The following is a 26,369-nucleotide window of genomic DNA, read 5'->3' on the forward strand; positions in this document are numbered from 1 at the left end:
CGGACGTCGACCGAGGAGGACCCATGCGCGCGACCGGAGCAGGCATCCCGACGGCGCGGCGGCTCGACCACGTCGCGGTCACGGTCCCCGACCTCGACGAGGCGGTACGCGTCCTCGTTGAGGTGCTCGGCGGCGACCTGGTGTACCGGCTGCCTCCGCTGGCACACGCGGACGACTGGATGACGCGCCGGCTCGACGTCCACCCCCGGGCCGTCGCCACCATCGCCGTCGTACGGCTCGGGCCGGTGACGAACGTGGAGCTGTTCGAGTACCGGGCCCCCGGGCAGGTTACCGAGCCGCCCCGCCCGGTCGACGTCGGACACCAGCACCTCGGGCTGTGGGTCGACGACGTCGAGGCGGCCGTGGCACACCTGACCGGCCAGGGCTTCCGGCGGGTCGGTCGGAGCTGGACCGTGCCGGCGGACGAGCCGGACGCCGGCACCACCTGGGCCCGCGTCCGGTCGAGCTGCGGCATGCAACTGGAACTGCGACACACCCCTGCCGACCTGCCCTACACCCGGACGGGTTCGGCCCGGCGGTTCGGCCCCTGTCCCCGGTGGACCACGGGGCGGGTGACGGGGAACTCCGCCACGCCCGTTCCCGGGTTGCGCGGGGTGGACCACATCGGTCACACCGTCGCCGACCTGGACCGGGCGCTGGAGTTCTACGTCGGGGTGGTCGGTGCCGAACTGCTGCACCGCACCGGCTGGCGGGAGCTCGACGGCGACGGCTCGGCGTCGTCACTCGGCCTGCCCGCCGCCGGGCGGGTCGACCGTGCCGCCCTCCGCCTCGGCCCCACCGACAATCTCGAACTGTGGCAGTTCGAGGTGGCCGACGCGCACACCGGGCCCCCGCGCAACAGCGACGTCGGCGGCCGGCACCTGGCCATCGCCGTGGACGACGTGGACGCCGCCGTGGCGTACCTGGTCGGGGCAGGTGGCTGCACGGCGCTCGGCGCGCCGGAGACCATCACCTCCGGGCCCATCGCCGGCGACCGGTGGGTCTATCTCCGTACCCCGGTCGGCCTGCACGTCGAGATCGTCAACATGCCGGACGGCGCGTTGCCGTACGAGCGGGAGACTTCGGCGCGTCGCCGGGCGGCGAACGACGTCACGTGGTTCTCGCGGTGAGCTAGCGGACCCGTTCGACCCTGCCCTCGTGCCAGACGGGTTCCGTGCTCTCGTAGATGCGGCCGTCGGCACCGAAGACCAGGAACCGGTCGAAGTCGGCGGCGAACCACCGATCATGGGTCACCGCGAGGACCGTACCGGAGAAGCCGGCCAACCCCTCCTGGAGTGCCTCGGCGCTGGCGAGGTCGAGATTGTCGGTGGGTTCGTCGAGCAGCAGGAGGTTCGCGCCCGACAGTTCGAGCAGCAGGATCTGCAACCGGGCCTGCTGCCCGCCGGACAGGGTCTCGAACAGTTGGTTGCCCGAGGGTGCCAGTTCGTAGCGGGACAACGCCGACATCGCGTCGTTGAGCGTCTGCGGGCTCGCGGCCATGACGATCTCCACGGCGGTACGACCGTGCAGCTCCGGCCGGGTGTGGGTCTGTACGAAGTGGCCCGGCATGACCCGGGAACCCAACGTCACCGCACCGGTGTGCCGCACCGTCGGCGTCTCGTCGGTGCCCAGTTCGGCCAGCAACCGCAGGAAGGTGGACTTGCCCGACCCGTTCGACCCGAGTACGGCGACCCGTTCGCCGTACCAGATCTCGGTGTCGAAGGGGCGCATCAGGCCGACGAGTTCCAACCCTTCACACACCACGGCGCGCTTGCCCGTGCGACCACCCCGCAGCCGGATGCGGACCTTCTGCTCCTTCACCGGCCGCTCCGGTGGCCCGGCCTCCTCGAACCGGCGGAGTCGGGTCTGCGCCGCGCGGTAGGGCGACGCCATGGCGTCGCTGTTGGTCGCGCTCTGCCGCAACGTGTGCACGAGGTGCCGCAGCCGCGCGTGCTCCTCCTCCCAGCGCTTCCGCCGTTCCGCGATCCGGTCCCGTCGCTCCTGGCGTGCCTGTGCGTAGGTGGCGAACCCACCGCCGTGCACCCAGACCGAACGCGCCTCCACCGTGATGATCCGGTCGGCGACGTCGGCGATGAGCTGCCGGTCGTGCGAGACCAGCAGCACCGTCTTGGAGGTGGCCCGCAACTGCTCACCGAGCCAGGTCTTACCCGCCACGTCCAGGTAGTTGTCGGGCTCGTCGAGCAGCAGCACGCGATCGGGGCCGCGCAGCAGCGCCTCCAGGACGAGACGTTTCTGTTCCCCTCCGGAGAGGGTGGTGACCGGGCGGTCCCGTACCGCGTCGTAGGTCGAGCCGAGGGCGAGCATGGCCACGGCGTCCCAGACGACCTCCATGTCGTAGCCGCCGACGTCGGTGAAGTCGGCCATCGCCTCGGCGTAGCGCATCTGGGACGCCTCGTCATCGTGTGCCGCCATGGCGGCCTCCGCCTGACGCAGCTGCGCGGTGGCTGCCCGGACGGGCTCCGGTGCAACCGACAACAGCAGGTCGTGCACCGTCTGGTCGTCCCGGATGTCACCGATGAACTGCCGCATGACGCCGAGCCCGCCGACCTGGGTCACCCGGCCGTCCGCCGGCACGAGGTCACCGGCGATCAGTCGTACCAGTGTCGTCTTACCCGCCCCGTTCGGGCCGACGAGGGCCGCCCTGGCCCCGTCGCCGACCCGGAACGACACGTCGTTGAGGAGCAGCCGACTGTCCGGCAGGACGTATGTCAAGTGGCTCACGTCGATGTAGCTCACTGCCGCCCCCACTCGCATCCGTCGGCGATCGTCAATGGAACATTGGTCCGGTGAACGCTCGTTGTTCCATAGGAGTAGATACTAAACTGCCGCCATGCCAGACGACACCGCCCCGGAGCGACGGTCCCGCCCGGGCCCCGGTCCGGCGGAATCACCACCAGCCCGGACACGCACCCGCGCCGCGGAAGGGCAGGCGGGGGACGTCTGGTTCAGGACCCGCCGGATCACCAGGGAGTCCCCGCCGCTGTCCCGGGAGCGCATCGTGAAGACGGCGCTGGAACTGCTCGACGAGGAGGGCGTCGAGCGGCTCACCATGCGGCGGCTGGCGGAGCGGTTGGGCACCGGCTCCACCACGCTGTACTGGCACGTCGACACCAAGAACGACGTCCTCGATCTGGTCCTCGACCAGCTCTTCGCCGAGGTCGAGCTGCCCCGGAAGGACCCGTCCGACTGGCGGGGGACGATCACCGCGCTGCTGGACGGCTGGCGGGCCGCCATGTTGCGGCACCCCTGGTCGGCGGCGTTGCTGGGTCGTCCGATGCTCGGCCCCAACGTGCTGGCCCGTACCGAGTTCCTGCACGCCGTACTGGCCGACGCCGGCTTCACCCCGCCGCACATGACCTCGGCCGCGTACGCCCTCGCCAACTACGTCATCGGCGCCGCGCTGACCCAGACCGCGTGGCAGAGCCGCGACGGCAGCGACACCTACGCGACCGCCAACCAGCACCTGCACCGGCAACGCGACAGGTACCCGGTGCTCAACGCGCGCGGCTACATGGTCCAGGACGACTGGGACGCCAACTTCCGGCGCGGCGTGACGTACATCCTCGACGGGATCGCGGCTGCCAAGCCCTGACGGCCCTCCCGCCGATCGCCGGGCCCGGTACCGCCCGGCCACCCGGACCGCCGCCGGCCGCCGGTGCCCGTCGAGGCCGGGCCGCCGCGCCGACGGCAGGGCCGAGACGCCGCTCCCCCGCTCGCCGCAGACGTTCATCCCGGTCAGGCCAGCCGGTCGGTGGCGTCGTTCCCGACCAGCGGAACGACGGGCGTCTCCCGCCCGGCCGGGGCCACCCGTGGCGCGGGGCGGCGGGGCATCACCAGGGCGACGGCCATGGCCGCGAGCACGAGCAGCGCCACGGCGGTCACCAGGGCGGCGTCGAACCCCGCGACGACGGCGTCGGTGGCCGCCCCGCCCGGGGCCGCCCGGAGCGCGGCGGCGGTGGCGGTGGCGGCGACGGTGTTGAGCAGCGCGGTGCCGATCGACCCTCCGAGCTGCGTCACGGCGTTCACGGCGGCCGACGCCGCGCCGGTGTCGTCGCCGCTCACCCCGCTGGTCGCGGCGGAGACCGCAGGGGTGATCGCGCAGCCGAGGCCCAACCCGATGAGGATCTCGGCGGGCAGGAAGCGGGTGAGATAGAGCCCCGGGACGCCCGGCTCGAGCCCGATCAGCAACGCCATCCCCGCAGCCATCACGAGGAGCGCGGGAACGATCAGGCTCCGCGCCGCGAGCCGGGGCGCGAGCAGGCCGGCGATCAGCGTCGAACCGATGGCGATCGCCAGCGCCAGGGGGAGGAACGCCAGAGCGGCGCGGATCGGCGCGTAGCCGAGGATCTGCTGGAACCAGTACGTCAGGACGAGGAAGAACCCGAACAGCGCCAACTGCGGCAGGCCGATCGCGAGCAGGCCCCCTCCCCGGGTGCGGTCGAGGAGCACCCCGAGCGGCAGCAGGGGCTGCGCCACGGTCCGTTGGGCGACCGTGAACAGCAGCAGCATCAGCACCCCGACGGCCAGCAGCGTGATCACGACCGGGTCACCCCAGCCGCTGTCGGCGACCCGGGCGAACGCGAACACCAGGGAGGTCATGCCGGCCACGCTGGTGCCCACCCCCAGGAGATCGAGTCGCACCCGGCGGGCGGGCCGACCGTCGATCACGGTCCGGACGCCGATCAGGGCGAGAACGGTGATGGGCACATTGATCAGCAGGCACCAGCGCCAGGTCAGGTACTGGGTGAGCGCCCCACCCAGCAGGAGTCCCAGCACCGCCCCCGCCCCGGTGAGCGCGCCGTAGACGCCGAAGGCGATACCCCGTTCCCGAGGCGTGGTGAACGTTCCCGTGATGATCGCCAGGGCGGCGGGCGCGAGCAGGGCGGCGAACACGCCCTGCGCGACCCGACCGGCGAACAGCAGCTCCGCGGTCGGGGTCAGGCCGGCGAGCGCGGACGCCAGCGCGAAGCCGAGCAGGCCGTACCCGAACGCGCGTTTCGGGCCCAGAGTGTCACTGAGCCGACCGCCGAGCAGCAGCAGGCCCCCGAACGCCAGGGCGTAGGCCGACACCACCCAACTGCGGGACGCGTCGCTCATGCCGAGTTCCTGCTGGACCGAGGGCAACGCAATGGTCACCACCGTCGAATCCAGCACCACCATCAGTTGGGCCAGCCCCGCCGTGGCGAGGACCCACCAGTGTCGACCTGCTGCCACCACACGCCTCCTGAACATTGGAAAGTCAACTTACCATCGTTAACTTGCCGGCGAACCATACTAGGGTGGTGGACGTGGCGACGACTGGACCAGACGAAACGCCGGCGCGGCCGGCCGACCGACGGGACGGCGGCGCCGGGGCGGTCTGGCTCAGGGAGGACCCGGACCGTACGCGCCGGGCGGCTCCCCTGACCCGGGAGCGCATCGTCGAGGCGGCGGTGGCCCTGCTCGACGAGCACGGCATCGGCGGCCTGACGATGCGACGCCTCGCCGAGCGCCTCGTGGTCACGCCGACCGCGCTCTACTGGCACGTCAAGACGAAGGACGACGTCCTCGACCTGGCCCTCGATCAGATCTTCGGCGAGGTGCCGCTCCCGACCGCCCGGGGCGAGTGGCGGGACGACATCCGGATGCTGACCTCCACATGGCGTACGGTGCTGCTCCGCCACCCCTGGGCCGCGAGCCTCATCGGGCGGCCGATGCTGGGCCCCAACGTGCTGTCCTGCACCGAGTTTCTGCAGTCGACCCTCGTCCGCGGCGGGCTGACCGGCGTCCGGCTGGCAGTGGTCACCCGGATGCTCGCCAACTTCGTGATCGGTGCGGCGCTGACCGATGCCACCTGGCGGCAGATCGACGACCCGGGGGCGCGGGCCGGGGCCCGACGGCACATCACGAGCAACCCGGCCCGATATCCCACGCTCGCCGCCTCCGGGCATCTCGACGAGAGCCGGTGGGTCGACGAGGACCTGTTCGTGCGCGGCATCGACGTCATCCTCGCCGCCCCGGCGAGCGACCCCGTCTGACCTTCAGCGCGGCCCGTGACGTCCACCGGACCGTTCCGCCCGTACCTGCGCGACTGATGATCAGCGAGCTGGCGGCACGGATCGCACGACCGTGTCCGGGCCTGGCGGCCACGCCGCACTCCACGCCATCCCGCTGCTGGTGAAGGAACGGATCGAAGGCCGGCGGTCGGCCCTTCGAGACGAAGCTACCGCAGGGGGTCACGACGTCGCCGGGTGCGGCAGGGCGCGCCGCCCCCACCAGCCGGTGGCGCAGGCCTGACGGTACAGCCAGCGCTACCTCGATCGGCCCGCCACCTGGATTGCTGCCGGCGACCGGCAAAAATATGGTTTCTTGGCGCGGAAGAAATCAACGAAAAATGGGAGTCCGGCGATGGCGGTCAATAATGCACGACTCGATTTCGTGCCGACGGTGGACAGGGCGACGCCAGTGGCGGCGGTGCGGGTCCAGCAATTGCGCAAGGTCTATGGCGGGGATCGGCACGCGGTAACCGCGCTCGCCGGTGTCGACGCGACCTTCCAGCGGGGGACGTTCACCGCGGTGATGGGCCCGTCCGGCTCGGGCAAGAGCACGTTGTTGCAGACCGCGGCGGGGCTGGACCGTCCGACCAGCGGCCTGGTGTGGGTCGGCGACACGGAACTGTCGAAGCTGTCGGAGACGAAGCTGACCAAGCTGCGGCGGTCGGAGATCGGGTTCGTGTTTCAGGCGTTCAACCTCGTCGGGGCATTGACGGTGCAGGAGAACATCACGCTGCCGATGCGGTTGTCCGGAAAGCGGGCGGATCCCCTCTGGATTCAGCAGATCGTCGAGCGGGTCGGGCTCACCGAGCGGTTGTCCCACCGCCCTTCGGAACTGTCCGGCGGGCAGCAGCAACGCGTCGCGATCGCCCGGGCACTGGCCACCCGACCGGAGGTCATCTTCTGTGACGAGCCGACCGGCGCGCTGGACACCCAGACCGCCGGCGAGGTGCTGGCCCTGCTGCGCTCGGTGGTGGACGAGGCGGGACAGACGGTCATCATGGTGACGCACGACCCGGTGGCGGCGTCCTACGCCGACCGGGTGATGGTGCTGGCCGACGGGCGCATCGTGCAGGACATGCCGCAGCCGGGCGCGGCGCGGATCGCCGAGCACCTCGCGACGCTCGGTCGTCGCCCGCAGCTGACGCGGGAGGGCTGACCCGTGCTGAAACTGGCCGGACAGATGCTGCGTCACCGCAAGGGCAGCGCGGTCGCCACCCTCGTGGCGATGACCGCCGGAGTGCTGATTCTGATGTCGCTGGGCGTCCTCGTGGAGTCCGGCCTGCGCTTCACCGCCGCCCCCCAGCGTTACGCGGCCGCCGACGTCGTCGTCGCCAACCGCGACATCACCCTCACCTCCACCACGCTGGGCGAGAAGGAAACGAACACCGTCGTGCTGCCCGAGGGCGGAACCGTCCCGGCCTCGATGGTCGACCGGATCCGGCAACTGCCGGGGGTGGCCACCGTCGTCGCCGACCGGACGGTGCCGGCGATCCTGCCGAACGGCGCCGCCACCGGCCACGGCTGGAGCAGCACCGCCATCACCCCGTACCAGTTGACCAAGGGAGCCCGACCCACCCGCGACACCGAGGTCGCGCTGGACGAACGGCTGGCCGCCTCGGTCGCTCCCGGCGACGAGGTGCCGGTCCTGGTGAACGGCAGCGCACGGACGTACCGGGTCAGCGGTTTCGTCCGCCACGCGGGTCCCCGGCCCGACCCGCACGCACCACCCGCGGTGTTCTTCACCGACGCGCACGCGGCGGTCATCCACCCCCGGCTGGGACAGGTCGACGCGGTGGCCGTCCTGGCCGAACCCGGTGCCGCCCCGGCCGTGGTGGCCGACGTGCGCCGGCTGGCCGCCGAGGCCGGCGTCAAGGCCTACGCCGGCGACGAGCGGGGCCTGCTGGAACAGTCCGCGGACCAGGCGGCCTCCCTCATGCTGGTCCAACTGGGCAGCGTGTTCGGCGGCTACGTGGCGCTGCTGGTCATGTTCGTGGTGGCGGGCACCATCGGTCTCGCGGTCCGGCACCGCCGCCGTGACCTCGCCCTGCTGCGCGCCGTCGCCGCCACCCCCGGCCAGGTCGCCCGCCTGGTCCTCGCCGAGGTGGGACTGCTCAGCCTGTTGTCGGTCGTCATCGGTGTGCCAGTTGGTTGGCTCGCCAGCCGCTGGCTGCACCAGGAGCTGGTGGACCGGGCGTTCATCCCGGACACCTTCCCGGTTCGCGGCGGCGGCTGGGCGGCGATCGCGGTGGCGGTGGCGACGGTCACGGTGGCGACCGGTGCCGCGTTGCTCGCGGCGCGTCGGACGGTGCGGATCCGCCCGACGGAGGCGCTCGGTGAGATCGCCGTGGAATCCGGCCGTAACGGTGTCCTTCGCCTGATCTTCGGCTTCGCCGCCCTGGCCGGCGGCTTCATCCTGATCGCCCTCACCGGCGCGGCGAAGGGGACCGCCGCCCTCGGGCCCGCGATGGGCCTGCTGTGCCTGCTCGTCCTCGCGGTCGCTCTGCTCGGGCCGTGGGTCAACCGGGCGGCGGCCCGTCTGCTCGCCCCGGTGCTGCGGCGGGTGTGGGGCGACAGCGGCTACCTCGCCGCGGCGAATCTGCGGGCCAACGCCCAGGGCATGGTCACGGTGCTGACCGCACTGGTGCTGTCCGTCGGCTTCGGTGGCTCGATCTGGTTCCTCCAGGACAACCTGGACAAGCAGATCGTCGCCGAGAACCGTGGTGGGATGCTGGCCCAGCAGACCGTGGTTTCCGCCACCGGGCTGCCCGACACCATGCTGGCGCAGATCCGCGACATCCCCGGCGTGCTCGCGGCCACCGGCGTACGGAACACCTCGATCATCCCGGACGGAGCCGCCGAGGGCGCGGACGCGCAGGCGATCGACCCGGAGGGCGTCGACCTCACCATGGACCTCAAGGTCCGCAGCGGGAGCCTGACGGACCTGCACGGGTCGGCCATGGCAGCGTCGACCCTGCAGGCCGGGTCGCGGGGCTGGCGGGTGGGCGACCAGGTCACGGTGCGGCTCGGCGACGGCACACCCGCCGACCTGCGCGTCGTGGCGATCTACGACCGGGGCTTCGCGTTCGGCGACGTCACCGTCGTCAAGGACGTCGTCGCCGGGCACACCGCCGTCGCCGGCTACGAGCGGATCCTGGTACGCACCGAGCCCGGCAGGGATGTCTCCGCCGCGCTGGGCGAGGTCATCGACCAGTACCCCGGCAGCTCGGTGACGACCACGGCCGACGTCAGCGGTCAGCTCGCCGACGACCTCGCGCTGAGCGCCTGGCTCAACAAGCTCCTGATCGGCATCATGGTCGGCTACGCCGCTCTCGCCGCGGCGAACACCATGGTCATGGCCGCCCTCGCCCGGGGCCGTGAGCTGGCCCTGCTGCGCCTGGTCGGGGTCACCGGCAAGCAGGTCAAGCGAATGGTCCACGCGGAGCAGACCGGCCTGCTCGGCGTCTCGCTGCTCATCGGCGGAGCCATCGCCGCCGTCACCCTGGTGTCGATCGTGCACACGCTCACCGGCCAGCTGGTGCCCTACGTACCACCGCTGGGATGGGTGTCCATCATCGGCGGCACGACGCTGCTGGCGCTGTTCACCACGATCCTGCCGGTTGCCCGGCTGCTCCGCGTCCCGCCGGTCGCCGGCATCGGCATCAAGGAGTAACCAGCCAAGGATCGGCCGCACACGCTCGACGGGCGGGCCCGCATCGCGGGCCCGCCCGTCGACGTCCGTGTGACAGCACAGCCTGCTGAGTCCCGGCCGCACCGCCGGACGGCGGCGCACGCCGTGGACGCTCACGACTGGCGCTGGGTGTCCTCGAGGTAGCGCAGCACCGCACTGACCCGCCGGTCCACCCGGTCGGTCGGGGTGAGGTCCAGCTTGGCGAAGATGCTGCGGATGTTCTTGTGCACCGCGCCCTCGGTGACGTACAACCGCTCCGAGATGGCCGTGTTGCCGAGCCCTTCGGCCATCAGTGACAGCACCTCACGCTCACGCGGGGTGAGCCGGTCCAGGGCGGTGTCCGGCCGGCTGCGGGCGAGCAGTTGCCCCACCACCTCCGGGTCGACCGCGGTGCCGCCCCCGGCGACCCGGTGCAGGGCGGTGAGGAACTCCTCCACCCGACCGACCCGCTCCTTGAGCAGGTAACCGAGCCGTTCGCTGCCGCCGGCGAGCAACTCGGTGGCGAAGGCCTGCTCGACATAGGCCGACAGCACCAGGACCGCCAACCCGGGCTGTCTGCGGCGGGCCTCACCGGCGGCGACGACGCCCTCATCGGTATGGGTGGGCGGCATCCGCACATCGACGATGGCGACGTCCGGTCGGTGCTCGTCGACGGCGGCGAGGAAACCGGACGGATTGTCGGCGGTCGCCACCACGTCGAGCCCTTCCGCGCGCAGCAGCAGGACCAGGCCCTCGCGTAGCAGGGCGTCGTCCTCGGCGATCACGATTCGCACGGCAACTCCACGTCCATCGTCGTCGGCCCACCGGGTGGGCTGATCAGCAGGAACTTTCCGTCGTGGGCCTCGACCCGGCGACGGATGCCGGCCAGGCCGGTTCCGTCGTGCTCGGCGGCGCCGCCGCAGCCGTCGTCGCTGACCGTGAGCCGGAGCCGGCGGTTCACCACGTCCATGGTGACGCTGACGGCGACGCCGGTGGCCCCACTGTGCTTGACCGCGTTCGTCAGCGCCTCGGCGACCACGAAATAGGCGGTCGCCTCCACCGACACGGCGCAGCGGCCGGGCAGGTGGACGTCCAGACGGCAGGGCAGGGCACACCCGGCGACCAGACCGTCGAGGGCACCGGCCAGTCCCCGGTCGTCGAGCACCGGCGGCAGGATGCTGCGCACCACGGTACGCAGTTCGCCGAGCGCCTGTTCGGCCGCCAGTTGCGCACGCTCGACCAGTTCCCGGCCGGCCGCCGGGTCACGCGCCAGGGCCCGGCCGGCAGCACCGAGCAGCACGGTGACCGCAACCAGGCGGTTCTGGGTACCGTCGTGCAGCGAACGCTCGATCCGGCGCAGCTCGGCGGCGTGTGCGTCCAGGGCGGCGGCCCGGGTGGCCGTCAACTGGGCCACCCGGAGGCCGAGGTCCGTGCCGGCAGGTGGCGACAGCCGCAGCAGGCCCGGCCACGCCTGGAGACGGGCCAGCCACCGGCCCGCGCCGAAGAGCACCGCCATCAGGGCCGCGCCGAGCAGTGACACGCCGATCGCGTCCGCCAGGCCGTCGATCCGCCACGACACCAGGCCGGGCCCGCCGTCCTCGGGGGCTACCAGGCGGTGCCAGATCGGAAAGGTCAGGCTCTGCAGGGCGGTCAACGGCAGGGTCAGCCCGAGCAGGCCCATCGTCAGGCCGAGGGAGGAGTGCACCGGCAACCAGACGAGTTCACGACGTACGGCCGGGTCACGCAGCCCGGCCAGGGCACGGTCGGATGCCGGGGGCGGGCTGAGGATCTCCGGGCCCCAGCGGGACAGCCGCAGCCGTTCGCGGTCGGCGACCGATCGCACGACCCGCAGCGCGCCGGGGATCAGCAGGATGCCGACGCCGACGATGCTCGACACCAGCACGATGAGCAGCCACAGCAGCGCCCCGATCGCCAGTACGGCAGTGGTGAGGCCACCGACCAGGTCTTCCAGGGCGTCGACGGCGGCGCGTATCCGCTCCCCCGCGTACCGCCGCATGCCCACCTCCCGCGAGCCCCCGTCGCCCGTGACCTTAGGGCACCGGCCACCGGCCTGGCAGTACAGCAGGCTGTACTGCCTGTCGTCGCGCTGGCGGGATCGTCTCCGACCGGCGATCCTCCTAGCGTGTGATGATGGCTGAACACATCTCGTCGAGCGACGGTCGCCACCTGCGGCCGGTCCTGTGGCTGCTGCTCTTCGTGAGCATCACCGCCAACGCGATCGCATCGTCCGTCGACACCACCACCGCCGGCACCGTCGTCGGCGTCCTCTTCGGCGTCGTCGCCCTCGTCTGCGCCGGCTACCTGGTGGCCGGCCACTACCGCCACCGCGAGCAGTGAACCCGTCCGCCCAGGCCGGCGCACCGGTCGCCGCAACGCGGTCAGCGGACAATGCCGTACGGCACAGGTGCCGGAGTGTCCCCCGGGCCGATGCGGCGGGCGGATCACTGCGGCACGATACCGCCGAGGCGGAAGACAGGGAGGCGATTCCAGCTATGACGAGCGACAGGAACACGGGCCGCCGGGGGTGGATCGCCGCTGCGATAGCCGTCCTCGCGGTGGCCGTCGTGATGGAGGAACTGCTGCGCTCCGGCACGCTGGCCGAGGGTCTGCTGGACCACTGGTGGGGTCACGTCGGCAGCACCGTACTGCTGCTCGGCGGTGTGGGTGCCGGGCTGTACTTCCTGCATCGCGCGTACCGCAGCTGATCCACCCTCGAAACAGGTATGCCCTGACCGGGCCTTCAGACCCGGGTCGTCCCGCGCGGCTACGGCGAGATCCTCGTCCGTAGCCGCGCCGTTCTGCGTTCCACCGCCCTGCCCGGGAGGCCGATGGCCGCACCAGCCAGGGCAGCCGATCGCGCTCGGCCCGCTCACCGACGCGTGGGGCCGTACCGGCACAGGGAAACGGGCCGGTGCGGTGGATTCCACCGCACCGGCCCGGGATGGGCAGGTCGATCTCACCTGCCGGCGCACAGCGCCTTGTCGAACAGGGCCAGCAACTCATCCACCTTGGCGTCCTCGTTCGTTCCGACGAGGGTGACCGCCCGGCCGTCGGTCGTGATCCCCACGCGGCTCTGGAAACCGTCGGCGTCGCCGCCGTGGCCGTACGCGGTCACCCCGCAGCTCAGCTCGAACTTGATCGTGCCCAGCCCGTAGCTCCACCCCTCGGGAAGGCCGGGGGCCGACACCGTCCGGCGCATGTTCGCCAGCTCGCGCGGCTTGAGCAACCGGCCCTCCTGCAAGGCGACCAGGAACTTGTTCATGTCGGTCGGGGTCGCGATCATCTGCCCCGCGGCACCGGCGATCGACGGGTCGAAGCGGGTGATATCCAGCAGCTTGCCGTCCTGGGCGAAAAGGTAGCCCTGCGGGTGGGGTGAACGGATGCCCCGCTGCCCCGGGCCGGGGTAGTAGGTTTCCCGCAGTCCGGCCGGCTTCAGGATGCGGTCCGTGATCACCTCGGCGAGCGGCCGGCCGGTCACCTGCTGCGCCACGAGACCCAGCGCCACGTATCCGGCGTTGCTGTACTCCCACACCGGGTCCTCACCCGGGGTGTACGTCGGAGGCTGGGTCAGGGCCGAGTCGAGCAACTCCCGGGGTTCGAAGAACCGGTTCCGGATCGGCAGGATCCCCTTGTCGAGGAAGGTGTAGGTGCCCAGCCCGCTGGTGTGCTGCAGCAGCTGCCCGATCGTGATCCGGCGGCCGTCGATCGCCGCGCCGTCACCGGTCCCCCGCAGCACACCCGGCAGGAACTTCTCCACCGGATCGGTCAACGCGATGGCGCCCTCCCCCACCAACTGGAGGATGACCACAGCGGTGAACATCTTCGTGTTGCTGGCGATCCGCACGTATCCGTCGGTCGGAACCTTCGCCCTGGTCCGGATGTCACCCACCCCGGCGGTGTAGTTGGTGACCCGTCCGTGCCGGTCCCGGACCGACATCAGGGCACCGGGAAGCGTTCCGTCCTCGACCGCGGCGTCCAGGGCCGCCTGCAGCGTCCTGTCCCGGCCGTTGCCGGTGCCTGCCTTCGACACGTCCGCCGACGCCACGCCCGCGACCGCAACGCCGGCCGCTGCCACCGAGACCATCGCTGCGGCGATCACACCCCGGCGCCAGGCGCCGGTGGAACGCGGCTCACGCGTCGGACGATTCAGCATTCTGAACACGGGAACTCCCCATTTATTTGACTCGCGCTGACTCACTCAGTGTTGTTTGCCTATCCACGTCGCACGATCCCCCGCACTACCCGACGCTGGTACAGCCAGCACTACTCGTTTTGATCGGGGGCATGCCGGCGGCCAGGCCGATGGCCGGGTCGTGCGTCGGAATGTGCGCCGAATCGCCTTCGGACGCGGGCAGGTCGGGGCCCACCACCGGCATTGCCTGCCCATCGGGGCAGGCCCTTACCCGCCGACGCAACCTGGGTACGGTGTGGACACACCGTACCCAGGCGCTGTGCGGGTGAACTGCTCTCGCGGCTGCCGTCACCTCCCGCACAGTGCGGCGTCGACGAGCGCGTCCCGGTCCGCGCCGACGGACCCGTCCTTCACCGACCCGTTGAGGGAGGTGACCACGACGGTCACGGCGCGGCCGTCGTCGGTGGCCGCGTTGGCGGTCGAGTAGCCCGGAATGTCACCACCGTGGCCCCACGCCACCGCACCGCAACTGAGCGGGATGCGGAACAGGCCGAGTCCGTAGCTCCGGCCCGCCGGGTACGCCGGGATGGTCGTACGCATCTCGGCCAACTGGGCCGGCCGCAGCAGCTTGCCGTCCAGCAGGGCCCGCACGAACGTGTTGAGGTCATCCGGTGTGGAGATCAACTGACCGGCGGCCCAGCCCCAACTCGGGTCCATCGTCGTGAAGTCGACCAGCTTGTCGGTCGCCGGGTCACGCTGGTAGCCGTGCGGGTGCCGGCCGTGGATCTGCTTGTCGCCAACCCCGGGCGCGTAGGTGTCGCGCAGGCCGATCCGCTCGATCACGCGGGAGGTGACCAGTTCGTTGAACGGGCGGCCGGTGACCCGCTGGGCGATCAGGCCGGCCAGGAGGTAGTTCGTGTTGCTGTAGGACCAGCCGCCGCCGGCGGGCCTGCCATCCGTCCGCGCGTTGGCCAGGTCGAGCAGTTCGCGGGGCTCAAGGTAGATGTGCTGGTAGGTGAGCAGGTCGCCCATGGTCGAGAACATGGCATCGGTGTAGTCGGGCAGGCCGCTGTCGTGCCGGAGCAGCTGACGTACCGTGATCTTGGTGGCGTCCACGCCCTCGGCCCGCACCAGGCCGGGCAGGTAGGTCTCGACCGGCTCGTCGAGCTTCACCCTGCCCTCGCCCACCAGTTGCAGGATCACGACGGAGGCGAACATCTTGCTGGCGCTGCCGATGCGGACCCTGCCGTTCACCGGCACTCTCTCGCCGGTCCGCAGGTCACCGGCGCCGGCCGTGTAGTGCCGGGTCCGGCCCTGCCGGTCGCGGACCGCGGCCAGCGCGCCCGGGTGCCGGTCGGTGCCGACGAGCGTGTCCAGACCTTGCTGGATGCTGTCGCGGCGGGTGTCGGGCGGCCCGGCCGAGGCGGAGCCGGTGAACGCGAGACCGCCGACCGTGGTCACGGCGACCGCTGTGATGGCGAGTGCACGGAGACGCCGCCGGGTGGGTCGATCCTTCGGAAAGAGGACGGTAGGCACGTTGAACAGCTCCTCGTGGGTCCTACGACATCGAACTCCCTGAGTCTGCGGAACCCGACGAAAGCCCTCAATCCAGCCTGCTGGACAGCCTCGGTAGCGGTGGCACCCCAACCCGGCACCGGGGGTCGGCGCGTGACCCGAACGGACGGCCGGGAGCCACCCGTCCTCCCGGACGCTGCGGTTGACGGCGAAGAACCTCACGGGACCCGCGCCGGCGTCCTGAACGCTCCGACCACAGCGGTCGACAGCGCAACGTCGTGGTCAGCTCCGTTCCGTCGGGGTGGCAGCGACGAGGGTGAGGACGCCGGGAACCGCCGCGAACGCGGCGCGGGTGTCGGCGGCCAGGTGGTCGGCGGTGGCCGCGTGGGGCCGGGTGGTCCAGGTTCCGAGTCCGCGGTGGAAGGCGGCGACGAGGACGTCCAGCGCCAGCCGGGGGCGGAGGTCGTCAGGCGCGAGACCGAACCTGCGGTGCAGGATGTCGAGCGCGGCGCGGACGGTGACGTCGCAGAAGTACAGGCAGTGGGCTTCGATGGCGGGGGTCCTGCCGGCCAGTTGCGTGCAGAGCAGGAGCCGGCGGGTCCAGTCACCCGAGTCCATGATCTGGATGGCGGCCAACACGCTGTCCTGCAGCACCGGCAGGACCGGCCGGCCGGGAGGGGCCGGCCGCAGCGCCAGGTCATCGAGGAACGTTCTCCAGAGGTCCTCGTAGGGCGCCATCGCCACCTCCTCCTTGCTGGCGAAGGTGCGGAAGAAGGTGCGCTTGGAGACCTCGACGCGGTCGCACAACTCGTCGAGCGTCACCCCGTCGAAGCCGCGCCGGGTGAACAGCTCCAGGGCGGTGTCCGTCAGCGCCTCACGGGTGCGCTGCTTCTTGCGTTCCCGCAGCGAGGGCCGCAGCGGGTGAGGATGCGACGACGCGGTGGCCATGCGGTGATACTACCGAGCGGCGTACGCCACTTGCAGGCTAATGCCACTCAGTGGCATTCTGCTTCGGGAGCAAGTCCAACCTGGGAGGCGACGCCATGCAAGCTCTGCTCGTTGACCGCACCGTGCCCGGCAGTCTCCGGCTCGGCCCGGCACCCGACCCGCAGCCCGCCGCCAACGAATCCCTGATCCGCGTCGTCGCCAGTTCCATCAATCCGGGCGACCTGTACCTGGACGACGCCCCGGACGGAGCCGTGCCGGGCTACGACGCCGCCGGAGTGGTGGTGCAGGCCGCCGCGGACGGTTCCGGTCCGGCCGTCGGCACGCCGGTGGTGACGCTGGGCTTCGCCGGCGGCTGGGCGGAGCTACGCGCAGTGCGCACCGACTGGATCGGCGTGGCACCGGCGAACGCCGACCTGGGGGCCCTCAGCACGGTGCCGGTCGCCGGCACGACCGCACTGCGCGCCCTGCACCGACTCGGCCCGATCATCGGACGCCGGGTGCTCGTGACGGGTGCCACCGGGGCGGTGGGCCGGTACGCCGTGCAACTGGCCCGGCTCGGCGGTGCGCACGTCACGGCGTCGACCAGCGACCCCGACGCCCACGGCGGCGAACTACGGGAACTGGGTGCCCACGAGGTGATCCGGTCCCCCGGGCAGCTCGACCGGGCCGTCACCGGCGTCATCGACGTGGTGGGTGGCGAGACCCTGGTGCAGGCGTACGACAAGCTCGCCGAACACGGCACCCTGGTGTCGGTCGGCACCGTCGGCGGTACGGGCGAGTGTTTCCCCGCCCTCGCCTTCTCCGGCCACGACGGGCGCAACGACCGCTCCATCACCTCCTTCTTCCTGGGCGCCCACGCCGGGCTGTCCGAGGACCTGGCGTGGTTGGCCGCGCGGGTCACGGACAATACGCTGACACCGCACATCGCCAGGCGCGACAGTTGGCAGGACGCCGGCACCACGATCCGGGCGCTGACCGAGGGACGGGTGCGCGGCAAGGTCGTCCTCGACATCGGCCGGTAGCCACAGGGAGCAGGACGAACAATGGCACGACCACGTAGGGCCGTCCCCGACGACGCTGCTGCGCTGGTACAACTCCGCGTCACCATGCTGGAGGCGATGGGGGCACCCGTCGGCGACGCCACGGCACCGTGGCGGACCGCCGCCCTGGACTGGTTCACCAGCTCGCTGAGCGACCCGCGGACGTTCGCCGCCTTCGTGATCGAAGACCCCGAACACGGCATCGTCAGCAACGCCTCCGGCCTCTGCGACCGGCACGCGCCGGGACCCGGCAATCCGGGAGGGCTGCGCGGCCACGTCTTCAACATCAGCACCGTCCCCCACGCGCGTGGACGTGGCCACGCCCGGGAGTGCCTGAACGCGCTCCTCCGCTGGTTCGCCGACGACACCACGGTCAGCGTGGTCGACCTCAACGCCACCCCGGGCGGCGAACGCCTCTACCGAACCCTCGGATTCGCACCACCCCGCCACCCCGCGCTGCAACTGCGCCGGGACCAGATGTAGAACTGCGGGCCTCGCAGCACCTACTTCGATCACCGGTTCCTGCGACGCTCGCGATCAGCGGCACGGGCACGTGCCCGTTCCAGCAGTCGATCTACCTCGTCCGCGGTGGCCGGGCCTGGGTTGACCACGCTGACCCGGCCCTGCACGGCATAGGCGGGATGGGGCATCAGCTGGTCGGTCTGCGTGAAGTCGAGTTCGTCGCTGGGCACGGTGAACTCCTCCGGCCCGGAGTCGAACAGACTGCCGAACCCGGCACGCCCGACCTCGATGTCGAGCCGGTACCGTCCGGTCTCATATCGGGAAGACCTGGGCCACCAGGAGAAAGGCATGTCGGAACCAGATGAGCACCCCTGCAAGCATCGTCAACAGCGCCGGGACGAGGCCGCCGCGAATGGAATGAATGACCATGCCCAACATCGGCACGAGCAGAAGTACGCCGATCCGCCCGAACGCCGACACCCTCCATACGCCCGGGACGGACGGGTCGGTCACCGGGCCCCCTCCCGATCCCGGCTGCCGCGACTTGTCGCCCACTCCCAGATGGCCTTCCTCGCCACTGAACTGAACTCACCGGTCGTGGGCTCCGAGAAGAGCAACCTCTCCAGTTCTTCCGAAGGCCCCCGCTCCGCCAGCACCCACCCACGTGCCATCCATGCGGCGTACGAGAGGAAATCAGGAGGCTCCCCCAGCAGGACGTCCCGATCGAGCGCCGGCAGCACCACCCGCAGGGTCTCGTCCAGCCGCCTCCGGATCAGAGCCGACACCTCAGCCGCGCTCGCCTCATCCGAGACCCGCCACTGATCACCACCGGAGAAACCGGAGAAACCGATCCGGCGCCGCCAAAGACCATGCATTTCCCGAGGCCTCGCCGACTCGGGGAGTCGGTAGAGCAGCCGATCCCGCTCCCACTTGGGTGCCAGCACCAACGCCACGTTGACGTAGAACACCTTCTCGGCCCTGCTCGAGTAGTCGGACGTCTGGAAATCGATGATCAACACATCACCCTCGGGTGAAGACCGACGGAAGATCATCTTGTCGCGCTCGAAACCGTACCCTGCGAGTTGATCGGCGACCTCCTTGACGAGCCTGCCGAACAGCGATTGCGCAGACACCCGGGAACACCCCCCTCTCTCTCGTCCAACAGCAAACTCCGCCTCTGGGGAGAGGCAGGCACGGGCTCAGTCTCGTTGGGTCAGGAAGCATGCCAGCGGCATGGCCCACATCGATCTCGACCGTGGAGTGCTCACCATCGAGCGCAACCGCACCACCGCCGGCTACACCATCGTCGAAGGCGACCCGAAGACCCCCGCCGGCCGCCGCGCCGTCGCCCTGGACAAACGCACCGTCCAGGTCCTGCGCGCTCACCGCCGCCGCCAACTCGACCAGAAGACCGAAGCCGCAGCGGACGGCAGAGCGTGGACCGACACCGGGTATGTGTTCACCCGCACCGATGGCCTGCCGATCAACCCAAACTACGCCACGACCCGGTTCCGCAAACTCGTCCAACGCGCCGGACTGCCCCCGGTCCGGCTGCACGACCTGCGCCACGGCGCCGCGTCCCTCGCCCACCAGGCCGGCGCCGACCTGAAGACCCTGCAAGATCTGCTCGGCCACTCCAGCATCGTGATCACCGCCGACACCTACACCAGCGTCCTACCCGAGGTGCAGCGACACTGCGCCGACGCCACCGCCCACCTCGTCCTGGCCGCGGCCCGCCGCACCCGGAAGAAGATCAAAAACAAGGCCCGAAAGAACCGGCCCATCTCGCGGCCGAACGCAGGTGCTCCAACCCCGATCACCCCGGGCCCAGCATCAAAGACGCAGGTCAGGACCACCAGAGGCGAGAAGAACTCGCTACTGGGGGTGGCACCCACATCGCACCCACGTGACACCCACCATCCACATAGGGCGGAAAGCAGAAAGGGCCTGACCGCCATTTCGGCAGGTCAGACCCCTCATGATCTTGTGCGCCCGAAGGGACTCGAACCCCTAACCTTCTGATCCGTAGTCGGCAGCCCTGTAGGCAGAGTCATCCATATAGCACTCTATCAAAGTTGGTCCGAGTGTCTAGCCCTGGTTCCTGGTAAGTCCAGCCGGATAACCGCAGTTCCACGCCCCCTGCCGGACCAGAAGCCGCGTATCACTACTTCCCACGATCGGGGCAGGGGCTCAACTTCCGCATCGGTCCGAGGGGGTCCATGCCAGTTCCTCGACGTCCGAGCACCCGTGGAGCACCCAGGGAATTCCGGCCCGGCTGATTAACATCGCGCTCCACGACACCATGCGTGCCGCGACACGGCCAGCCAGCAGCAGACCCAGATTCATCAGGTCGGTGGCGGCTCGCCGCGCCCACCATCGGTGGACCCATCGCCTCGATCTTCCTCGCTAAAGTGCGAGGATCGGATCAAACCGCCATCAGCCATCAGGATCACCCGGCAACCGTCAGCGACGAGAGCATCAAAGATGTCCGCTCCCAGCTCCGGTTCCCGCGAAGGCAACCCCAGCTTCAGGTCGATAACGTATGGATGATTGGCGATCGGCTCTGGCTTTGGCACCCTGCAGGAATCTACAGTTTCGACAATGGGGCGCCGACACTCGGTAAGGTGCCGCGGAAGCGGTGGTGAACGGAGGTCCGGGTGCGGGAACAGTTGGTCGAGGCGATCCTGGCGCGGTTCGAGGAGGCGCGCCGGACGGGTGATTACGCCGCAGTCCTGACCGAGGACGCGCTGGAGGAGGCGAACCTGCTCCAGCTGCGGGTGTCCGGACCTGCGTCAACGCCCGACCTGCCTGTCGACGTAGTCGCGCTGACAGTGATCGGGCGGCTCCACTTGCTCCGGTTCCGCGCGCGGCAGGGAGCGGAGGACCTGGAGGACGCCCTGCTGTTCTTGGGCGAGGTGTACCGGGTCGCACCCGACTCGTTGCCGGACCAGGTGCGCCAGTTGTTCGACCACACGCCGGAGATCACCGAGTCGGACGACTCTGTGTTCGGGTACAGCGACGACCCGGACGCCTACACCAAGCAGGGCGGTGCGCTGTACGAGTGGTACGAGGAGCACGGCGATGTGGAGGCGCTGGAGGCGGCCGTCCGGGTCTACCGCGCGGCGGTCGGTGTCGCCGACCGGGCGAGGAACGCCCGGTGCCTGAGGAGTCTGCACACGGCCCTTGTCGAACTCGCCCGCGCGACCGGCGACTTGGAGGCGGCGCGCGAGGCGGCTGACGTGGCGCGGACCCTCGCCGAGTCGGGCACCGACGTGGCATCTCCTACCGAGGGCGGGGCGACCCGCCTCGCGAACCTCAGCGACACGCTCCGGGTCGAGTTCACGCGCACCGGGGACGAGGCGGTGATCAACGATTCGATCGCGACCGCGCGAGCCGCCGTCAACGCCGCCGAGAACGACGAGGACCGCGTGCTCGCGTTGACGAACCTGGCCGCGTCTCTGGAAGCCCGGTACGAGTACCTGAACGACGGCGAGGCGTTGCGCGAGTCGGTCAACGTCGGCCGGGCCGCGATCGCAGCCGACCCCGATCTGCTCCCGACTGTCGCCAACCAGGCCGTCTTCCTCAGGGAACTGTTCCTGCGCACCAAGGAGGCCGCGCTGCTGGACGAGTCGCTGGCCGCGCACGCGCGGGTCCTGCGCGCGACGCCGGACACCCACGCTTCCCTGGGCTCCCGGCTCATGAACGCCGCGAACACCCTGCGCGTGCTCTACCGGTGGACCGAAGACCCCTCCCTGGTGCAGGACGCCGTCGAGGTGATGGCGGACGAGGCCGTCAAGGAGGCCGGGCTCGGCGAGGTCGCGCTGCTCGCCGACGCGCTCGTGGACCTGGCCGACCGGACCGGGGACGAGGACATCCTTCGAGAGGGGATCGCGACCTGCCGGATGGTCCTGGCCGAATTGGCCGACGACGAGCCGTTGCGCGGCGACCTCCTGTATTCGCTGTCTGTTGCGCTGCATGAGCTGACGTGGCATAACAAGGACCCGCACGTGCTGCGTGAGGTCCTCGACACTGCCCGGGAGGCGGTCGGTTTCGACGCCGAGGACGACGTCGGCCTGGCCCGGCGCATGACGCACCTGGGGTTCGTGCTGCGCCGCGCGTTCGAGGTGACCCGCGAGCATGCCCTGCTGGCCGAAGCCCGTACCGCCTTGATCCGGGCGATGGCGCTGACCACACCGGACATCGTCGAGCAGATCCTCGGCGATCGCGAGGAAGCGGTCGCCGCGGTGGTCGAGGACGACCGCGTGATGGAGCTGTGGATCCTGGAGCGGACCATGATCTGGGCCGCGCCAAGGGTGCGCGGCATACACCGCGCCGAACTCGTGCGACTCGCGGGCGGCATCGGTGAGGGCGCGCACGCTGTGGCGCTCGAACTCGCGCGGGAGTTCGTGACGGCCCGCGACAGTCTGATGGGGTCCGGGTTCTCCGCGACCGAGCGATCAAACCTGATCACCGCCCTGCGCGAGCGTCTGACCGCGTTCGGTGGTACCCGCGATGCCGACGAGGTGCTCGTCCCCGAAGCGCTCGACGAGCTGGTCGACCTGCTGTGCGCGGTGCCGGACCCGCTCGACGACGTGGAGGTCACGCAGACGGCCGGGTTGCTGCTGTTGTCGAGGGTCGAGGCGCATGGCACGCCCGAGGGCGCCACGGAGCTGATGATGGTCGCGCTCGACCTGCTCGCGCCGCTGTACCGGATGGACGGTCGGGCGCACGTCCCGACGTTGATCGCCGAGCAGTTCGACAAGTACCCGCCCGCCGCACCGGACAGCGCCGCGACGCTCGGCAAGCTCGGCCTTGTTCAGTACCGCGACGCCGACACCGATCCGGGCGCCCTGGATCGGGCTGTCCGCCTGCTCCGCCGGGCGCTCGACCACGCCGAAAACGGGCACGCCGAACTCCCGCACCTGCGCACGAACCTCGGTACCGCACTGATGACGAAGTTCGACCGCGACGGCGACCAGGACGACCTAGACGAGGCGGTCGAAGAGTGCCAGGCCGCCGTCGAGGACGCCCCGCCGGACGCTCCGATCCAGGCGACGTGCCTGTCCAACCTGGGAATCACCCTGCTGACCCGGGCTGAGCGGCTGGGCAGTCGGCAGGACCTGGAGAATGCCGTCGTGGCCTGCCAGGCGGCGGTCGACGGGTGGCCAGACCATCCCGACATCGAGGCGTTGAAGACCAACCTCGACACCACGCGACGCACCCTGGCGAACTTCCTCGATCACGAGGCCGGGTTGAGCGCCCGGATCGACGCGGCGTCCGATCCGGGCGAACTGTCCGACTTGCTGTGGAACCGTTTCATCCGCACCGGTGACCTGGCGGACCTCGACCGGGCCGTGCGAGTGCGGCAGGACGCGCTCGACGCGGGTGAGTCACCGGCCGAGCACCTGGAGGGCCTGTGCGACCTCCTCCGGGACCGTTTCGTCCATTCCGGACGGTCTGAGGACCTGAGCGCGTCCATCGCAGCGGGGCGGGCCGCGATCGAGGCGACGCCACCCGGCGACCCGGAACTCGCCGGGCGCAGGTCCACGCTGGCGATCGCCCTATCCCAGCGGTACCAGAACGGTGGCGCGCCCGAGGACTTGGACGAGTCCATCCGGTACACCCGCGACGCGATGGCGTCGGACACCGAGCTCTCGCCCACCGACCTGTCGAACCTCTGCATGTCCCTCCGCCTGCTGTTCGAGCGTACTGACCGCATCGAGCACGTCGACGAGGCGGTCGAGGCCGGGCGTGCCGCCGTCGGGGCCGCGCTCAAGGGCACCCCGTTCCTTGGCGTCTACCTGGGCAACCTCGGCGGCGCGCTGTTGGCCCGGTTCCGCCGCACGAGCGGTCAGGTCGACCTGGACGAGGCGATCGACGCGCTGCGCCGGTCCGTGTCGGCCATGTCCGCCGTGAGCTACGAACGCGGGATGGTGCTGGCCAACCTCTCGGCCGCGCTCTACACCCGGTTCGACTGCCGGCAGGACCGCGCCGACCTGGACGAGGCGATCGACACCGGTCGGCAGGCCGTCAAGGCGACCTCGCCGGACCACACCAGTCGCGCGCTGCGTCTGTCGAACCTCGCGGCGATCCTTCTAACCCGGTTCAGCGTCGGCGATGCCCCCGCCGATCTCGACGAAGCGCTGGAGGTGTGCCGGGCTGCCGTGAAGGCGCTGGCTCCCGGCGATCCGCGACGCGCGCCCGCGTTGCTGAACCTCACGCAGGCGTTGCTGGACCTGCACGACCGGACCGGACGACAGGAAACCCTCGACGAGGCGGTCCACGGCGCCCGCAAGTCCTTGGCAGAACTCCCCGTCGACCACCCCGACCGGCCGCTCCACCTGCTCTCCCTCGGCCGGGTGTTGCGCCGACGCAACGCCGTGACCGGTACGGACCTGGAGGCCGTGCTCGCGGCGGTCCGGGAGGCGGCGTCGACCGATGTGGGTGTACCGCGCGTCCGCGCCGCGGCGGCCGCGGAGTGGGCCGGGTTGGCGGCGTCCGACGGGCGGTGGGCGGAGGCCGCCGAGGCGTACGGGACGGCGGTCGACCTGGTGGGGCGGGCCGTGTCCCGATCCCTTACCTGGCGCGACCGCGAGGCGTTGATCGATGGTATGGCGGGGCTCGGTGCGGACGCCGCCGCGTGCTGTGTGCGCGCGGGGTTGCCGACGCGGGCGGTTGAGCTGTTCGAGCAAGGGCGCGGACTGCTGCTCGGGCACGCGCTGGACAGCCGGACGGACCTCACCGCGCTCGCCGAGCGCCAACCCGCGTTCGCGACGATGTTCACCGAGCTGTGCGCGGTGTTCGAGGACCCCGACACGGACGTCGCGACGCGACGCGGGCTGGCCGCGCGGTACGACCGGCTGCTCGCGAATATCCGGACGCTGCCCGGTTTCGACACGTTTCTGCGCCCGCCGACCGTGCGCGATCTCGCGCCTGCCGAGGGGCACGCCGTGGTCGTCGTGGTGTCCGACTTCGGGTCGTACGCGCTGATCCTGTCCGCTGCAGCCGAGGTGACGCCCGTTCCGCTGCCCGCGCTCACGCCCCGGGTCGTCATGGAGGAGGTGCTGGACTTTCTCCAAGCGGTCGAGGACACCCGGTCCGGGACGGCCCGGACCAGGGCCGCCGGGCGCGACCGGGTGATACGCACGCTGGAGTGGATCTGGGACGCGGTAGCCGGCCCGGTGCTCGACCACCTGGATGCCGCCGAACGGTTGTGGTGGTGCCCGTCCGGCATGCTCTCGCTGCTGCCGCTGCACGCAGCGGGTTACCACGGCACGGGGTCACTCACCGTGGTGGACCGGGTGGTGTGCTCGACCACGCCGACCCTCCGGGCGCTGGTGCACTCACGGCGTGGTGTCGACCCCGCCAGGCCACGCGCCGACCGCGCACTAGTCGTGGCGATGCCGCGCACGCCAGGCCACGACGTGCCGCTGCCCGGCGCAGAGCGGGAGGCGGCGGTGGTGCGCACCCACCTGCCCGGCGCGGTTGACGTGGTCAGCGGGACCGCGGCGACCCGCGACACTGTCCTCGCGGCCCTGCCAAAGGCGCAGATTGCGCACTTCGCCTGCCACGGCAACAGCGATCTGACCAACCCCTCGGAGAGCCTGTTTCTGCTGGCCGACCACCACAACCACCCACTCACCGCGCTGGACCTTGCACACCTGCGCCTGGACGCCGATCTGGCGTTCCTGTCCGCGTGCTCGACAGCCCGCCCCGGCGGGCGGCTGGCGGACGAGGTGCTCCACCTGGCATCGGCGTTCCATCTGGCGGGGTACCGGCACGTGATCGGCACCCTGTGGCCGATCGGCGACCAGCCCGCCGTGGACTTCGCGGAACTGGTCTACCCGGCGATCGCAGCGGGCGGAGACATCGCGACAGCCGTGCACACCGCTACCCGCACCCTACGCGACCGCCACCCCGATGACCCGCTGGTGTGGGCGTCCCACGTCCACGTCGGCCCGTGAGTCAGAGCCTGGGGTGCCCCAACAGGAACTCCGCGACACACTCCGGGTAGTCCTCGTCGTTGGCGGCCAACACGATCCCCCGAGCACCCACTCCACCGTGGTAGCAGGCCACGAGGGCGGGCCGGGCGGCCTTGCCCGTGTCCCGAGTGGTGAAGACGACCCGCCCCTCGGCAACGGTGACGAGCGCGATCCCGTGAGTCTTGGCGAACTCGACGGCCCCCGCCTGGAACGCCGAGGTTGCCACCAACACCCCCTTGTGCGCACCCACGCTCAGCACCTTCTGCCGCAACACCTGCACCAACTCCCGCTTGATCGGGTTCCGGTGCAACTTCGCCTCGACCACCACCACGAACTCCATTCCGGCGAACCGGTACCGCGCGGTCGCGTCAAACTCGTAGATCCCGTCCACCCCGGCGACCTTCTCATGCGTACTCACCACCAGCCCGTCAACCTGGGACATTGCGGCCCCCAACAGTTCCCCGGCAACGAACTCCTCGAACTCACCCGGCGTGATCCCCGGATACGGATACCGCCCCACCACCCGCTCGTCCTGTACCACCCCGC

The 26,369-nt window shown here is 70.8% G+C and carries 23 protein-coding genes; 11 read left to right on the forward strand and 12 right to left on the reverse strand.

Going from position 1 to position 26,369, the window contains the following annotated elements:
• Positions 1 to 23 precede the first annotated feature (23 nt).
• A complete protein-coding gene (locus tag ACN261_RS07950) occupies positions 24 to 1,130 on the forward strand; it encodes a VOC family protein (protein WP_421484656.1) in 1,107 nt (368 codons plus the stop codon).
• Between the two features lies 1 nt (position 1,131).
• Here the strand turns inward: ACN261_RS07950 and ACN261_RS07955 are convergent, their stop codons facing one another.
• Positions 1,132 to 2,757: an ABC-F family ATP-binding cassette domain-containing protein gene (locus ACN261_RS07955; RefSeq protein WP_421484657.1), complete on the reverse strand. Its 1,626-nt coding sequence runs from the start codon at positions 2,755 to 2,757 to the stop codon at positions 1,132 to 1,134.
• A gap of 262 nt (positions 2,758 to 3,019) precedes the next feature.
• Here ACN261_RS07955 and ACN261_RS07960 point away from each other — a divergent pair, with 262 nt between their 5' ends.
• The gene (locus ACN261_RS07960) at positions 3,020 to 3,613 is read left to right on the forward strand and encodes a TetR/AcrR family transcriptional regulator (RefSeq protein WP_425849253.1); all 594 of its coding nucleotides are present in this window, start codon (positions 3,020 to 3,022) and stop codon (positions 3,611 to 3,613) included.
• Positions 3,614 to 3,756: 143 nt separating this feature from the next.
• On the opposite strand, the gene ACN261_RS07965 is transcribed toward ACN261_RS07960, so the two are convergent.
• Positions 3,757 to 5,235 (reverse strand): MFS transporter, encoded by a 1,479-nt coding sequence (locus tag ACN261_RS07965; RefSeq protein WP_421484659.1) that lies wholly within the window; start codon positions 5,233 to 5,235, stop codon positions 3,757 to 3,759.
• 74 nt (positions 5,236 to 5,309) lie between these two features.
• Between ACN261_RS07965 and ACN261_RS07970 the strand changes: the two genes are divergently transcribed.
• From ACN261_RS07970 to ACN261_RS07980, 3 genes are all read left to right on the forward strand, one after another.
• On the forward strand, positions 5,310 to 6,038 hold the full coding sequence (locus tag ACN261_RS07970) for a TetR/AcrR family transcriptional regulator (protein WP_425849255.1): 729 nt from the start codon (positions 5,310 to 5,312) through the stop codon (positions 6,036 to 6,038).
• Positions 6,039 to 6,408: 370 nt separating this feature from the next.
• Complete coding sequence (locus tag ACN261_RS07975; protein ID WP_421486948.1) at positions 6,409 to 7,212, forward strand: ABC transporter ATP-binding protein; 804 nt, start codon at positions 6,409 to 6,411, stop codon at positions 7,210 to 7,212.
• Between the two features lie 3 nt (positions 7,213 to 7,215).
• Entirely contained in the window at positions 7,216 to 9,726 is a 2,511-nt protein-coding gene (locus tag ACN261_RS07980) for an ABC transporter permease (RefSeq protein WP_425849257.1), read from the forward strand.
• 131 nt (positions 9,727 to 9,857) lie between these two features.
• Here the strand turns inward: ACN261_RS07980 and ACN261_RS07985 are convergent, their stop codons facing one another.
• Both ACN261_RS07985 and ACN261_RS07990 read right to left on the reverse strand, forming a co-directional pair.
• Positions 9,858 to 10,517 carry a response regulator gene (locus ACN261_RS07985; RefSeq protein ID WP_421484662.1) on the reverse strand — a complete coding sequence of 220 codons (660 nt, stop codon included), beginning with the start codon at positions 10,515 to 10,517 and terminating at the stop codon, positions 9,858 to 9,860.
• Positions 10,505 to 11,740: a sensor histidine kinase gene (locus ACN261_RS07990; protein WP_425849260.1), complete on the reverse strand. Its 1,236-nt coding sequence runs from the start codon at positions 11,738 to 11,740 to the stop codon at positions 10,505 to 10,507. Before ACN261_RS07990 ends, ACN261_RS07985 begins: the two co-directional genes overlap by 13 nt.
• Positions 11,741 to 11,874: 134 nt before the next feature.
• On the opposite strand from ACN261_RS07990, the gene ACN261_RS07995 reads away from it, so the two are divergent.
• Positions 11,875 to 12,081 (forward strand): hypothetical protein, encoded by a 207-nt coding sequence (locus ACN261_RS07995; protein WP_425849263.1) that lies wholly within the window; start codon positions 11,875 to 11,877, stop codon positions 12,079 to 12,081.
• Positions 12,082 to 12,236: 155 nt separating this feature from the next.
• Positions 12,237 to 12,449: a hypothetical protein gene (locus ACN261_RS08000; RefSeq protein ID WP_425849265.1), complete on the forward strand. Its 213-nt coding sequence runs from the start codon at positions 12,237 to 12,239 to the stop codon at positions 12,447 to 12,449.
• 251 nt (positions 12,450 to 12,700) lie between these two features.
• Here ACN261_RS08000 and ACN261_RS08005 read toward each other — a convergent pair whose 3' ends face one another.
• The 3 genes from ACN261_RS08005 to ACN261_RS08015 all read right to left on the reverse strand — a co-directional run bounded on the left by ACN261_RS08005 (position 12,701) and on the right by ACN261_RS08015 (position 16,339).
• Positions 12,701 to 13,942 carry a serine hydrolase domain-containing protein gene (locus ACN261_RS08005; RefSeq protein WP_425849267.1) on the reverse strand — a complete coding sequence of 414 codons (1,242 nt, stop codon included), beginning with the start codon at positions 13,940 to 13,942 and terminating at the stop codon, positions 12,701 to 12,703.
• Positions 13,943 to 14,224: 282 nt separating this feature from the next.
• The gene (locus ACN261_RS08010; protein WP_425849269.1) at positions 14,225 to 15,337 is read right to left on the reverse strand and encodes a serine hydrolase domain-containing protein; all 1,113 of its coding nucleotides are present in this window, start codon (positions 15,335 to 15,337) and stop codon (positions 14,225 to 14,227) included.
• 336 nt (positions 15,338 to 15,673) lie between these two features.
• Positions 15,674 to 16,339: a TetR/AcrR family transcriptional regulator gene (locus ACN261_RS08015; protein WP_425849272.1), complete on the reverse strand. Its 666-nt coding sequence runs from the start codon at positions 16,337 to 16,339 to the stop codon at positions 15,674 to 15,676.
• Between the two features lie 95 nt (positions 16,340 to 16,434).
• Here ACN261_RS08015 and ACN261_RS08020 point away from each other — a divergent pair, with 95 nt between their 5' ends.
• Entirely contained in the window at positions 16,435 to 17,361 is a 927-nt protein-coding gene (locus tag ACN261_RS08020; protein ID WP_425849275.1) for a zinc-binding dehydrogenase, read from the forward strand.
• Positions 17,362 to 17,382: 21 nt separating this feature from the next.
• A complete protein-coding gene (locus ACN261_RS08025) occupies positions 17,383 to 17,862 on the forward strand; it encodes a GNAT family N-acetyltransferase (RefSeq protein ID WP_421484670.1) in 480 nt (159 codons plus the stop codon).
• A 29-nt stretch (positions 17,863 to 17,891) separates the two neighbouring features.
• Here ACN261_RS08025 and ACN261_RS08030 read toward each other — a convergent pair whose 3' ends face one another.
• Genes ACN261_RS08030 through ACN261_RS08040 form a run of 3 tightly spaced genes read right to left on the reverse strand, consistent with a single transcriptional unit; the run spans position 17,892 to position 18,974 of the window.
• Complete coding sequence (locus ACN261_RS08030) at positions 17,892 to 18,191, reverse strand: DUF6194 family protein (RefSeq protein ID WP_421484671.1); 300 nt, start codon at positions 18,189 to 18,191, stop codon at positions 17,892 to 17,894.
• Positions 18,154 to 18,354 carry a hypothetical protein gene (locus tag ACN261_RS08035; protein WP_421484672.1) on the reverse strand — a complete coding sequence of 67 codons (201 nt, stop codon included), beginning with the start codon at positions 18,352 to 18,354 and terminating at the stop codon, positions 18,154 to 18,156. Before ACN261_RS08035 ends, ACN261_RS08030 begins: the two co-directional genes overlap by 38 nt.
• Positions 18,351 to 18,974 (reverse strand): DUF4304 domain-containing protein, encoded by a 624-nt coding sequence (locus tag ACN261_RS08040; RefSeq protein ID WP_425849278.1) that lies wholly within the window; start codon positions 18,972 to 18,974, stop codon positions 18,351 to 18,353. The genes ACN261_RS08035 and ACN261_RS08040 overlap by 4 nt, the downstream gene beginning before the upstream one ends.
• 100 nt (positions 18,975 to 19,074) lie before the next feature.
• On the opposite strand from ACN261_RS08040, the gene ACN261_RS08045 reads away from it, so the two are divergent.
• Positions 19,075 to 19,863 (forward strand): site-specific integrase, encoded by a 789-nt coding sequence (locus ACN261_RS08045; RefSeq protein WP_425849280.1) that lies wholly within the window; start codon positions 19,075 to 19,077, stop codon positions 19,861 to 19,863.
• 323 nt (positions 19,864 to 20,186) lie between these two features.
• Here ACN261_RS08045 and ACN261_RS08050 read toward each other — a convergent pair whose 3' ends face one another.
• Entirely contained in the window at positions 20,187 to 20,417 is a 231-nt protein-coding gene (locus ACN261_RS08050) for a hypothetical protein (RefSeq protein ID WP_425849282.1), read from the reverse strand.
• An 81-nt stretch (positions 20,418 to 20,498) separates the two neighbouring features.
• On the opposite strand from ACN261_RS08050, the gene ACN261_RS08055 reads away from it, so the two are divergent.
• Positions 20,499 to 25,805 carry a CHAT domain-containing protein gene (locus ACN261_RS08055; RefSeq protein ID WP_425849284.1) on the forward strand — a complete coding sequence of 1,769 codons (5,307 nt, stop codon included), beginning with the start codon at positions 20,499 to 20,501 and terminating at the stop codon, positions 25,803 to 25,805.
• A gap of 1 nt (position 25,806) precedes the next feature.
• Here the strand turns inward: ACN261_RS08055 and ACN261_RS08060 are convergent, their stop codons facing one another.
• The gene (locus ACN261_RS08060) at positions 25,807 to 26,364 is read right to left on the reverse strand and encodes a restriction endonuclease (protein ID WP_425849286.1); all 558 of its coding nucleotides are present in this window, start codon (positions 26,362 to 26,364) and stop codon (positions 25,807 to 25,809) included.
• Between the last annotated feature and the right edge of the window lie 5 nt (positions 26,365 to 26,369).

Origin of the sequence: Micromonospora sp. WMMD723, assembly GCF_049863385.1 — a bacterium.
In the GTDB taxonomy this organism is placed as follows: domain Bacteria; phylum Actinomycetota; class Actinomycetes; order Mycobacteriales; family Micromonosporaceae; genus Micromonospora; species Micromonospora wenchangensis.